The 13,764-nt window shown below is 63.1% G+C and carries 10 protein-coding genes; 7 read left to right on the top strand and 3 right to left on the bottom strand.

The features are described from left to right. Positions 1-165: 165 nt before the first annotated feature. From P9875_RS12110 to P9875_RS12140, 7 genes are read left to right on the top strand one after another with little or no spacing between them, the layout of a single operon-like run. Positions 166-1,743, top strand: coding sequence for an AAA family ATPase (locus tag P9875_RS12110; protein WP_278318499.1), 1,578 nt, complete (start codon positions 166-168; stop codon positions 1,741-1,743). Beyond that, on the top strand, positions 1,740-2,207 hold the full coding sequence (locus P9875_RS12115; RefSeq protein WP_278318500.1) for a hypothetical protein: 468 nt from the start codon (positions 1,740-1,742) through the stop codon (positions 2,205-2,207). The genes P9875_RS12110 and P9875_RS12115 overlap by 4 nt, the downstream gene beginning before the upstream one ends. A 9-nt stretch (positions 2,208-2,216) precedes the next feature. Then, positions 2,217-3,194 (top strand): hypothetical protein, encoded by a 978-nt coding sequence (locus P9875_RS12120; RefSeq protein ID WP_278318501.1) that lies wholly within the window; start codon positions 2,217-2,219, stop codon positions 3,192-3,194. After that, positions 3,191-4,960: a vWA domain-containing protein gene (locus P9875_RS12125; RefSeq protein ID WP_278318502.1), complete on the top strand. Its 1,770-nt coding sequence runs from the start codon at positions 3,191-3,193 to the stop codon at positions 4,958-4,960. Before P9875_RS12120 ends, P9875_RS12125 begins: the two co-directional genes overlap by 4 nt. A gap of 1 nt (position 4,961) precedes the next feature. Continuing rightward, on the top strand, positions 4,962-5,555 hold the full coding sequence (locus P9875_RS12130) for a hypothetical protein (RefSeq protein ID WP_278318503.1): 594 nt from the start codon (positions 4,962-4,964) through the stop codon (positions 5,553-5,555). Then, a complete protein-coding gene (locus P9875_RS12135; protein ID WP_278318504.1) occupies positions 5,552-6,931 on the top strand; it encodes a capsule biosynthesis protein CapK in 1,380 nt (459 codons plus the stop codon). Before P9875_RS12130 ends, P9875_RS12135 begins: the two co-directional genes overlap by 4 nt. Next, complete coding sequence (locus tag P9875_RS12140) at positions 6,928-7,968, top strand: AAA family ATPase (RefSeq protein ID WP_278318505.1); 1,041 nt, start codon at positions 6,928-6,930, stop codon at positions 7,966-7,968. Before P9875_RS12135 ends, P9875_RS12140 begins: the two co-directional genes overlap by 4 nt. A 79-nt stretch (positions 7,969-8,047) precedes the next feature. Here the strand turns inward: P9875_RS12140 and P9875_RS12145 are convergent, their stop codons facing one another. The 3 genes from P9875_RS12145 to P9875_RS12155 all read right to left on the bottom strand — a co-directional run bounded on the left by P9875_RS12145 (position 8,048) and on the right by P9875_RS12155 (position 13,749). Then, a complete protein-coding gene (locus tag P9875_RS12145) occupies positions 8,048-9,016 on the bottom strand; it encodes an IS1595 family transposase (RefSeq protein ID WP_278318506.1) in 969 nt (322 codons plus the stop codon). A 184-nt stretch (positions 9,017-9,200) separates the two neighbouring features. Next, positions 9,201-11,897 carry a TonB-dependent receptor gene (locus P9875_RS12150; protein WP_278318507.1) on the bottom strand — a complete coding sequence of 899 codons (2,697 nt, stop codon included), beginning with the start codon at positions 11,895-11,897 and terminating at the stop codon, positions 9,201-9,203. 565 nt (positions 11,898-12,462) lie between these two features. Continuing rightward, positions 12,463-13,749: an O-acetylhomoserine aminocarboxypropyltransferase/cysteine synthase family protein gene (locus tag P9875_RS12155; RefSeq protein ID WP_278318508.1), complete on the bottom strand. Its 1,287-nt coding sequence runs from the start codon at positions 13,747-13,749 to the stop codon at positions 12,463-12,465. Positions 13,750-13,764: the final 15 nt, after the last annotated feature.

Consider the following 13,764-nt stretch of genomic DNA (forward strand, 5'->3'; position numbering starts at 1 on the left):
AGCAGCAGCCGGCAAAAACTGTCACGCCCGGGATCGGGCAGCTTGTCACTGGCACGCGCGGCTGGCGAACTGAACAATGCTAGCTGGTACTTTATGTAATAATTTTACTTAGGTGAACCCGGCAAATGGCTGGGTTCGAAATTACTGATTTTCTGAAAATTGTCCATGGCTTTCAACCTCTTCCAGCGCCTGTCCCAGGCCCCCACCAAACCCAAGTCCGCGCCCGTTGCGCGGCAGTTCGACGTGGCCGACCTGTACCAGGGCCCCATCGCGCTGGGAGCGGAAGGCGAGGCGCAGGCGCGGCCTTTCGATGAAAAGCTGCGCCAGGCGTATTTCTGGATCGTCAACCACGCCATCATCAGCCCCCATTACGACATCGAATACAACGATGGCCCGTCGCAGACGTATTCAGTGGGCGACAGCCGCCGCACCCTGAATCTGCCGTCGGCGCAAAGCTATTCGAGCTTCATTTTGCTGCCGCTGCTGACGTTCGCCACGCGCCGCAAATGCCTGTTCGTCGGCGGACCGGGGCGGGGCAAGACGGCCAGCGCCTTGCTGATGGGCGTGCTGGCCGGCTCCACCGTCAAGGAAGTCAAACGGGCCATGCAGCATGGCCACCCGCAGATGACGGTGGCCGATTTGCTCGGCAATCCGCTGCCGGCCGATCTGGTCAACGCGCAAAGCATGGACGATATCCGCATCGCCTGGCGCGCCTGGCTGGGCATGCGCGTCAAGATTGTCGATGAATACAACCGCATCCCCACGCGCACGCAAAGCGCGCTGCTCACCGTCATGGGCGACAATTACGCGGAAGTGCTGAACCACATTTACGAATGCCCGGAAGCGGCCTGGTATCTGACGGCCAACGACGACCAGGGCGGCGGCACCTACCAGGTGATCGAAGCGCTGCGCGACCGGGTCGACGTGACGGTGCAGGCGCTGGCCTTCAACCCGCGCTTTCTGAACGAGTTGCTGCTGCGCGTCGAAGAAAACGTGCGCCCCGAAGAGCTGGTACCGCCCGATATCATCTTCACGGAAGGCGAAGTAGACCAGATCGGCGTAGCGATCCGCCAGGTGGGTATCCCCGACGCCGTGCGCCGCCGTCTGGAATTCTTTGCCAGCCAGTTCGAGCTGTTCGAGACGGCCGGTGGCCAGTTCGAATACATGACCAAGGATACGGCCCGCTTGGCCGGCGCCGACCGGGGGCAGGCGCAGGCGGCCGACAATGGGCGCGACCGCCTGAAGGATCTGGGCTGCCAGACCCTGAACGGCATCTCCGTGCGCACCTTGATGGCGCTCATGATCTACGCCAAGGCCATGGCGTATTTCCGCGGCAATGGCGAGGTGGAGTTGGAAGACTTGCGCCAGGTGCTGCCGTTCGTCCTGCATAACAAGCTGCAGCCGGACCCGGACGCGCCATTTTTCGCGCTGCCGGAAAACGCCGCCTACCGCAGCGACAGACTGGGCTGGTTGCGCCGTTTGTTCGATTTGTCGAACGATGAATTCAACCGCCTGGACCTGGACCGCGATGACCCTGTCGGCGTGCTGTCGGCCGAATTCGACCTGGGCCTCGGCGGCGTCAGCGAGCGCGAAACCCTGGCGCGTTTGAACCGCATCGAAAAGCTGATCGGCGAACGCACGAAGGGTAGAAAACTGTACGGTCCCCTGTACGACGATCTGTTGAAACTCAAGTACCTGCACCAGCGCTATACCAACTACCGCAGCTGGCTGCGTTCGCAATGAGCGTCCTTCGCTGTCAAGGCTTCCTGGAAGCGCTGGCGCTACTGAATAGCGAAGCGAGCGATCTGTGCGCGAGCTACGAGTTGCAGCGCCTGCCCGATGCGCCCGATTTGACGACGGCGCTGGGCTTGCGCGTGGAAGATTACGCCTTGAACGTCATCGCACCCGCGCGCGACTTGCCGGCGCCGCTGTGGCACATTAGTGCGGCGCCGTGCGGGCGCGCGCACCTGGAGCAGGTATGCCAGCGCTGGTTTTTCTCATCGCGGCACATGCAGGCAGCGCCCCCCGGGCGCTTTCGCGCGCAGCTGGTGGCCGCCTTCCTCGAGTCGCTCGACGACGCGCTCTGCGGATTTTCCCTGCACGCCGTGACGATGACGCCACCAATGTGGTTCGCGATCCACTGGGACGAGATCGTGTTCGAGCGTGATGGCGAACGCTATCTGCTGCACTTGTCGCACAGCGACTGAAAGGCTGCGATGATTTCTCCTGCCTTCGCCTCGATACTTGCCAGCGGCCGCGCCCAGTTCAATGCGCGCGCTGTGGAAGCGCGCCGGCGCTTTCCCGCGCTCGACATGGCCGCCTTCGGCGCCTTCTTGCACGACGGCGTCGATCCGCTGGTGCAGGCCGTGTCCGCCGCCGCGCCCGAGCGCGTGGGCGGCGTCACCCTGGCCGCCTACGACATGGCCCTGGAACTGGTGGGCCATGGCCTGGCCGGACCGGCCGCGAAAAATCCGTTCTTGAATACCGTGTGGCGCGAACTGGCGCCGCAGTTTGCACCGCTGCTGGCGACGGCGCCCGTGGATGTATTGGGCATGCTCAGCAACGCGGCCATTCACCTGGGGAGCGTGGCCGGAGCGCGGCCCGCGCAGTGGCAGGCTGGGATGGCTGCCGTGGCGCCGCAAGTGGGTAGCGTCGTGCAGCTGCGCGCCGTGGGCCAGGTATTGGCGTGGCGCGCCGGCGTCGCGCATTTCCGCCTGGGCGCGCTGGCCGCCGCCGACACCTTGCCGCCCGCGCTGGCGCTGGCCGCGTTTGGCGAACCGGGCGCGCAATGGCCGCAGGTGCATGCGCAGCTCATGGCGAATCCATGGCGGGGCAATGCCGATGGCCGGGAGTTCGGCAGCTTCAGCGGCCTCGGTGGCGCTTTCGGCACACCGCCGCAAGTGCGCGCCACGGTGGACGGTTGCGGCTTTGCTGTGCGCAGCGCCGAGCGCCACTACCTGCTGGTGGCCGACGCCTATGGCGCCGTGCTGCACAGCGCCACGGCGCAGGAGTATGAACAGGCCACTACCGGCATGCCATCGTCCGTGCGTCTCGATGGGGCCACCGTGCACGTCGGCGCGCGCAGTATCGCGCTCGACCTGCCGGCCGGCGACATTGCGCTTGCCGCGAATGCGCACACGCTGGCCATCACGTCGCCATGGACGCACGCGATCCGCCTGCTGCCGCTCGCATGAAGACGTCCGTCGACACCACGCTGATCGACGCCTGGCGCGCCGCCTGGCCCGAGGCCCTGGCCGTGTGGAGCAAATTTACGCGCTTGCGCGACCCGAGCCTGTGCGCCAGCCGCGTCGAGGCCAGCAAGCAGGGCTTGTCCGGCAGCTTCGCCATGATCCGCTTGCTGGATCAGAGCGTGGTGGTGGACTTGCCGCTCGTGACGGAGCTGGGGCTGGACGACTATGCGCTGGAAGTGCTCGCCCATGAAATCGGCCACCACATCCTGGCGCCCGGCAGCGCCAGCGACCAGTTTCGCCTGCTGGCGCGCATGCGCCGCGCCTTGCCCACTCTGGAACAGCACGCGCCCATGGTGGCCAATCTGTACACGGACCTGTTCATCAACGACCGCTTGCAGCGCCAGGCGAATCTGCGCATGGCCGACATCTACCGCAAGCTGCAGCAGGGGCGCGCGGCGGATGCGGACGCAAAAAGCAGCGGCGGCGTGTGGACCCTGTACATGCGCATCTATGAAAACCTGTGGCAGCTGGAAAAGGGCGAGCTCGGTGGCGGCCAGGCCGACGAACGGCTGGACACGGATGCCTGGCTGGGTGCGCGCCTGATACGCGTCTACGCGAACGACTGGATGCTGGCGGCGGGCCGCTTCGCCACTTTGCTGCTGCCTTACCTGGTGGAAGATACGGATGCATTGAGCCCGAGCCGCTATCTGCTCGACACGCGCGATGCGGCCCGTGGCTGCCAGACGTATGGCGCGCAGCAGATCGAGGATGACGAGGAGGACGGTGCCATCCATCCCGTGCACGACAAGCGCATCTCGGGCCTTGATGGTGAAGAACCGCCAGCCGAGGCGCCGGCCAGGCAGGGCGCCGGCCAGCTGCGCGAACCGTTCGAGCTGGGCGACATTCTAAAGGCGTCGGGCGTGGACCTGAGCGACCATGAAATCGCCATCCGCTATTACCGCGAGCGGGCCTTGCCGCACCTGGTGGCCTTCCCCAGCCGTCCTGCACCCGAATCGCAGGAGCCGCAGATGGAAGGGCTGGAGCCGTGGGAAATCGGCGACCCGCTGGAAGACATCGACTGGCTGCAATCCGTGATGCAGTCGCCGCGCCCCGTGCCCGGCGTGACCACCGTGCGCCGCGTGTACGGCCGCGAACCGGCGCGCGCCATCGACGCCGTGCCCGTCGATCTCGATATGTACGTGGACAGTTCCGGCTCCATGCCGAACCCGCAGGCACATACCTCGTTTTTGACACTGGCTGGCGCCGTCATCGCGCTATCGGCCTTGCGCGCCGGGGCGAAAGTGCAAGTGACCCTGTGGAGCGGCAAGAGCGAAGTGATGCAAACGCCCGGTTTCGTGCGCGATGAAGATCTGATCCTGGGCGTGCTGACGGAATTTTTCGGCGGCGGCACCTGTTTTCCGATCGACCGCCTGCGCCAGACCTATGCGGCCAGGCGCGAGCGGCCCGCGCACATTTTGATGATTTCCGACGATGGCATCACCACCATGTTCGACAAGGATGAACTGGGCAACAGCGGCTGGGATATTTCCGCCAAGGCGCTGGCGCAGGGGGGCGCGGGCGGCACCATGGCCCTGAACCTGGAGCGCGACTGGGAGGGCGCTGCCAGCCACACATGGCTGCAGAAAACCTACGACGATTTGAAGCGCGCGCGCCGCGAGCAGGGCTGGGATATCCACGCCGTCGAGCGCTACGAGGACTTGCTGGACTTTGCGCGCGCGTTCAGCCGGCGCCACTATATACAACAATGACATGCATACTCACGGTCCCCACCTCGAAACCCTGACCCACCGCCTGGCCGACACGCCCGTCGAATTCCTGGCCGAGCCCCGCATCGCCGGCGTCGCCAATGCGCAGGCCGTGGCCGTTGCCGCGCTCGTCAACGACATTTTGCTGCTGCATGGCGCCCGCGCGCCGGCCGCGTCCCTGCAGGGTTTTATCGGCGCGCAAGTGAAGGCGGACCGCAACCGGCTGGCGCTGGCCATGATCGTGTGCTGGCTGCTGGCCGACGAGTGGTTCATCGGACAGCAGTTGCCGCAGCACGATTTATTACAGTTGCTGGGCGAGGCGGCGCGCGAACTGGCCGCTGCCACGCCGGCCCACCAGTTCACGCAAGACCCCGAGCGGCGCGAGGAACTGGCGCGCATCGTGCTGGCGCGCCTGGGCTTTCGGCCCCGCGACGAAAGCGTGGCGCAGGCCACGGACCGCTTGTCCGCCATCAGCGGCACGGAACGCCGCCGCCTGCTCGAAGCGAGCCGCTTGGCGGAACAGCGCGCGCGTGAAATCCGCGAAGCGCTGGCAAAAAAGGCGGCCGAGGAATCGGCCGACAAGTGGTCGCGCGAATGACGCTCGCTGGCAAACCTGACGTCAACCTGCCGGGTGGCGCCTGGGAATCGGACCGCGACTACTGTCCCACCCTGACACAGGCGGGTGCGCGCATGCTGGAAAAACTGCGCAGCCATCCCGCGGCGCCCGTCTACCGCAACCGCAGCGGCAACAAGCTGCTGGCAGCGGAGGTCGAATCACTGCGCGCCTACGAGCAGGAAGTCATGCAGGCGGAGATAGGCTGGAGCACAGACGCGCCGCCGCCCTGGCTGACCGGTTTTCTCAGGACGGCCTACGCCACCGTGCCGCATTACCGCGCCTGCGGTTCGCCGCCTTCTCGCCTTGCGGACGTGGCGCCCATCAGCCGCGCCGAGCTGGCGCACGACATCGCCGCCTTCGTGCCTGACGATGCGGATCTGGCGCGCATGATCAATTTCCAGACGACGGGCACCACGGGACACCCGCTGCTGATCGCCTCGCACCCGCTGGTGGCGGGCCGTTACCTGGCCTTCCACAAGCGCGCGCTGCGCCGTTTCGGCGTGACTCTGCGCCATGGCGCGGGCCAGGTGGGGGTGATGCTGCTGGGGCACCAGCGCCGCTGCTTCACCTATGTCTCCGTCACGCCGACGATGCATGAATCGGGTCTGGCGAAGATCAACCTGCACGTGGACGACTGGCGCGACCCGGAGGACCGCGCGCGCTACCTCGATGCCATGGCGCCGGAGCTGATCGCGGGCGACCCCATCTCGTTTGCCGAACTGCTGGCCTTGCCCATGGCGCACAAGCCGGCCGCATTGATGTCCGTGTCGATGATGCTGTTGCCGGGCATGCGCGCGCGCCTGGAAGCGCACTTCGGCTGTCCCGTGCTCGACGTCTATTCGCTCAATGAAGTGGGGCCCGTCGCCGTCTACGATGAACGGGCGGGTGGTCACGTGCTGCTGCAGCACCGGCTATACGTGGAAATCCTCGATGGTGCAGGCCAGCCCGTGCCCGATGGCGTACGCGGCGAAATCACGGTGACGGGCGGTTTTAACTTTTGCCTGCCCCTGGTGCGCTACCGCACGGGCGATTATGCTTCGCTGGCGCATGGCCCGCACGGTCCCGTGCTGGTGGGGCTGGCCGGCCGCAGCCCCTTGCGCTATCGCACGGTCAAGGGCGAGTGGATCAACAATATCGACATCACGCACGCCCTGAAACCGCTGGCCATCGCCCTGTTCGGCGTGCACCAGCATGGCGACGGCACCATCGCGCTGCGTCTGGCGCCGGGCGCCATGCCGCAGGCCGACCAGGCGCGCGCCTTGCTCGCGCCTTTTTTCGGCGCCATCGCGGTTGAGACTTTGCTGGCGGAAGACAAGATCATTCAATACACCTCGGATTTGCAGGAAGCAGTGGCATGAACCTATATAAACGCGGCCTCGTGGTCGGCAAATTTTGCCCGCTGCACCAGGGCCACGAACTGTTGATCAACCGTGCGCAAGACGCCAGCGAAGAACTGCTGGTGGTCAGCTACACCAGGCCTGAATTTTCGGGCTACGAGCCGGCGCGCCGGGAAGGCTGGCTGCGCGCGCAATTCCCGCAGGCGCACATCGTCGTGCTGGACGATGCGCGCCTGGCCGCCTTGTGCGCCGCGCGCGGCGTGCCATCGCGCGCGCTGCCGCACAACGACGACGATGGCGAGCTGCATCGCCACTTCATGGGCTGGCTGTGCTGGACGGTGCTGGAGCGGCCTGTCGATGCCGTCTTTACCAGCGAAGACTATGGCTCCGGCTTTGCACAGGTGCTGGAACGGCACTATGCGAGCGGGCCGGTGGCGCACGTGAGCGTGGACCAGGCGAGAACGTTGGTGCCCGTGTCCGGTACCGTGGCGCGGCAAGACCCGCATGCGCACGGCGCCTTCCTGTCGCCCATCGTGCGCGCCGATTTTGTCACGCGCGTGTGCGTGCTTGGTGGCGAATCGAGCGGCAAGACGACCCTGGCGGCCGCGTTGGCGGCGCATTTCGAGACGGCCTGGGTGGCTGAATATGGGCGCGAACTGTGGGAAAGCCAGGATGGTATTTTGGTTTATGACGATCTGCTCAAGATCGGCCGGGAGCAGCTGCGCCGCGAAGCGCAGGCGCTGTTGGCGGCGCGGCGCTGGCTGTTTTGCGACACCTCGCCCATGACCACGTATTTCTACTGCGTCGAGATGTTCGGCAAGGCCGAGCAGGAACTGGCGCAGCTGGCCGAACACGGCTACGACCTGGTGCTGCTGTGCGCCCCCGACTTCCCGTTTATCCAGGACGGCACGCGCCGCGACGAGGATTTCCGCGCGCGCCAGCATGCGTGGTACCAAGCCGAACTGGCGCGGCGCGGGATCGCTTTTGTCGATGTGTCAGGTTCGGTGGATGACAGGGTCGGGCAGGTGGCGCGGTTGCTCGTGCGCGGAGTGGATTAGGTCCGAACGGCCGTAATCCGGCAACGTTGCTGGCGTCCGCGGTGATGTCGGATGTTGCTGCGCCGCGGCAAAAAAAAGGCTATGTCACCGACAAGTGTGGGAATGCGCCCAACGTTGCTTTCAATAACGTTTCCGATGAACGGATGCGCCTGGCGTCGAGTATCCAGCGCCAGCCCAGGTAGTTCGGCAGGTAGCGCGTCGCCACGCCGTGAAAGGGCCGTAGCCATTCGCGCAAGCGGCTGTGATAGGCATTGACGTTCTGCACGTGGGCGGCTCCTCGCACACGGATGCCAGCGCGCAAGTTGACTGCTTGGTGGCTGATGCCCGCTTCCCTCGCAAAAGCCAGATAGGCGGCATGACCGTCGGTCACCAGCAGCACGTCCTTGTCGATAACGGGTAGCAGCGAATGATGCAGCTGTGCCTTCGTCAACGCCCCTTTGCCCGTGACGAAATCGAGGGTCTGGCCCGTACGGTCGCGCGCCACCAGGATGCAAACCTGTTCATTGGAAATGCCGCGCTGATGGGCATGGCCGCCACGGCGGCGCGCCGGACGCGTCATCTGCCTGGATCCCTTTTCTGATTCCAGCACGTAGAGTTCATCGGCCTCGGCAATGCCATGCAGACAATGCGGCCGGTCTGTCTTTGCTACGCTGAGAAAACGGTGTCGCCAGCGAAACGTGGTGTTGCGGTGCAGTCCCAACTGCTGAGCGGCCTGGCGTACCGACCTGGAATCAAGCAGGCAATCCGCATAGTCGAGCCACAGCGATTTATGGCGCAAGTGCGCCAGCGGCGTGCCCGTCAAGGCATTGAATGTGCGCCCACAGGATACACAGCGGTAGCGCTGCAGGCCGTGCGCATGGCCATGCCGGTGCAGGTGACACGATTGGCAGGCGGGACAGCCCAGGCGTGCTTGCGTAGCGTTTTCAAGCAGCGTGACGGTCACATCGTGTGGCCCATTGCCACACAGCAAGGCTATTCCTGCCTGCCGCTGGCGTCGGTTCAACTGCGCAAACTGCGCGATAAAGCGTATCCATTCGACTGGCTGCATGATCGGCTCCTGCATGGTGGGTATGCAGAGTCAGACAGCACAGCCAAGGAAAGATTCAGGCAGATCCCCTATTTATCGATGACAGAGCCAAAAAAATGCCGTCCAGTCTAGACTGAACGGCATTCGCCCGCAGGCGAGGATTGTCGGCGATGGCAGTCCGGGGACTGCCATGTGCAATCAGCGATTATTTAAACTTGTAGCGTGCGTTCAAGTAAATATAACGGCCGACGATATCGTTCATCGCATTGACGTAGGTATCGACATACGCACTGTTCGCGTACACGGTACCTTTATCGAACATATTGTTGACGCCGAAACTCACATCCAGGTCTTTGACGGGCTTGAAGTTGACATTCATGTCCCATGCCGTGAACGCGCCAATACGCTTGTTGGTAATGGCGGCGTCCTGCAGTTTCGTCGGATCGTCAATATTTTTCGTGCTGGAGCGGGTACGGGCGGTCAGGGCCACTTCCTTGTCGTTGCGCTCGAAGCCGATACGCAGCGTGTTTGACCATTTTGGATGGTTAATGCCGTCCAGGCGATCGGTCGGCTCGCTGCCCGGCGCGATGCTTTGCTCGTACTTCAAATTGTAGCTATTGGACTCGCGCAGTTTCACGGTGCCGTATTCACCCACTTTGAATGAGTACTTCACATCCAGATCCAGGCCTGCGACATTCGTCTTGCCAACGTTTTGGAAAGGCAGTGTCATGTCCTTGATACGGCCCTTGTTCAAACCGGGATTTGCCGCTTCCAGCGCGGGATTGCGCGGATCGCGGCCGATCAGTGCGGCGAAGCCTGGGATCGTATCTTCATGATCGAGCACGTATTGCGCATCCAGGGTCTGGATCGTGTCCTTTTGACGCACGCTATACCAATCCAGCGATGCCGACAGGTCCTTGATCGGCTGCAGGACGATACCCAGGGAGAAGTTCTTCGCTTTTTCCGCCTTCAGATCAGGATTGCCGGACAGGTAAACCTTGGGGCTGTAGGAGCATTGCACGCCCGTGTAACCCAAGGGTCCGCAACGCGCCCAGTCGGCCACGGTGGAGTAGGCAGTGGTGGTCGAGGCGATCTCCGGCAAGGTCGGCGCCTTGAACGAGGTCGTGGCCGAACCGCGCAACATCACTTGCTGGTTCGGACGCCATGCGAGCGCCACTTTCGGGTTGTAGGAATTACCGAAATCGCTGTAATGGTCGCCGCGCAGCGCCAATTGCATTTCCACTTGCTTGGCGATCGGTACGTTCAACTCGCCGTAGATGGAATACACCGTGCGGCTGGCCTTGCTGCTGGTTGCGCCAAAGTTGACGATGTTGCCCGCTGTCATCTGTGGATCGGCGACGTCGTCGATCGACTCGTGGCTGCCCTGCAGGCCCCAGGCGAAGCCAACGGGTTCGCCGGCCAGCGAGAACAATTCAGGCGTGCTCATCTTCCATTCGGCACTGCTCAGCTTGGAGGTAGAGCGGTGCGAAGTTGTTGTCAAGAAAGGCAAGTAGGCGCTTTCCGGATTATTCAGGACAAAGGGATCGTAGCCACCCGCTTTGCCCAGCAAGCCAGCTTGCAAGGCCGCCGTCGACTTGTCCAGCAGCGATTGCTTGTCTGCGTCGTCGCTCAGCTTGTTCTGGTTCAGGCTGATTGCACCTTCGCTATCCCATTTGCCCAGCGTACCGCGCCAGCCGCCGACCACGCGTGCGGTTTTGCTCGTTACCTTCGAGGTCCGGTTGCCTGCCTCGTAGACGCTGCGGAAAACCTGTACCAGATCGCCAGGCATGAAGCCGTTCACGCTGCCATCGCTGCCGTCCGGCAGCGTCGCCAGACCGGGGTTGGTCGAGCCGGCCGTCCTGTAGTTGGCGCTGCTAAAGTTGGGGGGATTTCCGATAAAGGTAGACGAGTTCTGGGTGTAGGCGGCTTCCACGAACAATTCGTCGCTGCTGTTGAGGCGCTGCGTGAAAATGGTGGAAATACCGGCGCGTTCCTGCCTCGGCGTCAGGTTCGAAGCCGGATTGGTGAAGCAGACATTGTCGCCAGTGCTGGAGACGCCCACCGTGCCCTGGCAACCGGGGATCACATAACCCTTGTCGCCACTGCTCTGGTTGCGGATCCAGCCCATGTACTCGTTGGTCCTGCGGTTGTCGGAGCCGCCGAACTTGCGGAAATCGTGCGCCGCCAGGTTCGAATGCTTGTTCGAAACGAGCGGATTGCGGCGGTACAAGTCCAGCGTCAACAGCAAGTTGCGCCCATCTTGCTCCAGATCGCCCCAGCCTGAGGTCAGGCTGACGTTGCCGGTCTGGCCGTCGCCCTTCTGGTTGGCGCCGATGTTGGCGGTACCTTCTACGCCCTGGTAGTTGGTGCGGGTCTTGAAGTTGATTACGCCAGCGACGGCGTCGGAGCCATAAATGGCCGAAGCGCCATCACGCAGGATTTCCACCGACTCGATGGCCGACAAAGGCAGGCTGTTCAAGTCAACGAAGGAATTCTCCGCGCCGATCGCGAAGCCGTAGTTGGCCAGGCGGCGGCCATTCAACAAAATCAGCGTGTACTTGGAGTCGAGACCACGCAAGGCGGCCGAGGAGGCGCCGGAGGCGAAGGTGGAACTACTGTTGCCGTCGAGTGCGACGGAAATCGACGGCAGTTTGCTTAACAATTCGATCACGGTGGAGGCGCCGGACTTGGCGATGTCGGCACGCTTGACGACCTCGATTGGCGTAGGGCCTTCCATATCGACGCGCGAAATATTGGAACCGGTAACGACGACGCGCTGGATTTTATCGTTGGCGGCGTCGGTTTGCTGCGCTTGCGCCTGACTGACGATGAAAATGCTTCCGGCCATGACGCTCAGTGCGATTTTCACCGCATGAACGCTCTTTTTTTCTTGAAAAATCATATTCTCCGAGCCCTAGTAAATAGTTGATTGCTTTAATAAACAACAAAATTCAAGCCCGCGGTATCAGTTAACTACACGCTGCTGAAATCATTGTTGCTTCGTTTTTGCCAACAGGCTCATGGATTGACTGTCGATGGTCTTCTCCATAAGGCGAAGTTAACTATACAACTACGGGCTGAATGCGGTTTGTATAATGTTGCCAATAAACAACGGAAAAATATGTATTTGAGCAATATTTATCTGTATCAATGGATTCCTCGTTTGACTTTCCCGGGCACCAGGCGCACCGGCGCATCCCAGGGATGAAAAATCAGGGCGCTGCCTTTCTCTTGACGGGTACTTTTGCCACGAATGTGGCGCAGCCGGATATTGCCTTGAAGGAAAGATTCTATCGCTGAACGTACTGTCCGCGGCCAAGCCGAAGGCAGGCATCGGCTCGTGCAGGCACCGGCTCCAGAGAGCGCTGCGCCCGTCCCGGCAGGGGCGGCATGCATGTGCCGGGACAGGCTGGCCGCCTGGTGTCAGCCTGATTGCTACTTGAATTGCTGCTTGAGTTGCTGCCTACTCAGGCCGCGTTCAAGGCTTGCTCCAGGTCTTCGCGCAAGTCGTCGATATGCTCGATGCCGACGGACAGGCGCAGCATGTCTTCCGACACGCCTGCCTTCGCCAGTTCTTCGGGATTGAGCTGGCGGTGCGTGGTCGAGGCTGGGTGCGTGGCCAGCGACTTGGCGTCGCCGATGTTGACCAGGCGCGTGAACAGTTGCAGGGCGTCGAGCACGCGGGCGCCGGCCGCGCGTGGATCCTCACCAGCCGCCAGTTTCAGGCCGAACGATAAAATGCCCGAGGCGCGGCCATTCATGTATTTCTTCACCAGCGCATGGTCCGGGTGGTCTTCCAGGCCCGCGTAATTGACCCATGCGACTTTCGGATGCTGTTTCAGGTGCCTGGCCAGGGCCAGCGTGTTGTCGCAAATGCGGTCCATGCGCAGGGCCAGCGTCTCGATGCCCTGGATCAGCTGGAAGGCGGAGAGGGGCGAAATCGCCGCGCCCATATTACGCAGCGGGACGACGCGCGCGCGGCCGATGAAGGCGGCGGGGCCGAACGCTTCCGTGTAGACCACGCCGTGATACGACACATCCGGTTCGTTCAGACGCTTGAAGCGCTCCTTGTGATCAAACCAGGGGAATTTGCCGCTGTCGACGATGGCGCCGCCCACGGTGGTGCCGTGGCCGCCCAGGTATTTGGTCAGCGAGTGGACGACGATGTCGGCGCCGTGCTCGATGGGGCGGAACAGATAGGGGCTGGGCACCGTGTTATCGACGATCAGCGGGATGCCGTGCGCATGCGCGATCTCGGCCAGTTTGGCTACATCGGTGACATTGCCCAGCGGGTTGCCGATCGATTCGCAGAAGATGGCCTTGGTGCGCGCATCGATCAGGGCGGCGAAGGTTTCCGGCTGGCGCGCGTCGGCGAAGCGCACTTCGATGCCGATCTGGGGCAGGGTGTGGGCAAACAGGTTGTAGGTGCCGCCATACAGCTGGCTGGCGGAGATGAAATTGTCGCCCGCTTCGGCAATCGTCTGGATCGCGTAGGTGATGGCCGCCATGCCCGAGGCCACGGCCAGCGCGGCCACGCCGCCTTCCAGCGCCGCGACGCGCTTTTCCAGCACGTGCTGCGTGGGGTTCATGATGCGCGTGTAGATATTGCCGGCGACCTTCAGATCGAACAGGTCGGCGCCATGCTGGGCATTGTCGAAGGCGTAGGCCACTGTCTGGTAAATGGGGACGGCGGCGGCCTTGGTGGTCGGGTCGGGGGTATAGCCGGCGTGCACGGCCAGGGTTTCGATTCTCATGTGGTCTCCGGTTTC

The organism is Janthinobacterium rivuli (assembly GCF_029690045.1).
GTDB lineage: Bacteria > Pseudomonadota > Gammaproteobacteria > Burkholderiales > Burkholderiaceae_D > Janthinobacterium > Janthinobacterium rivuli.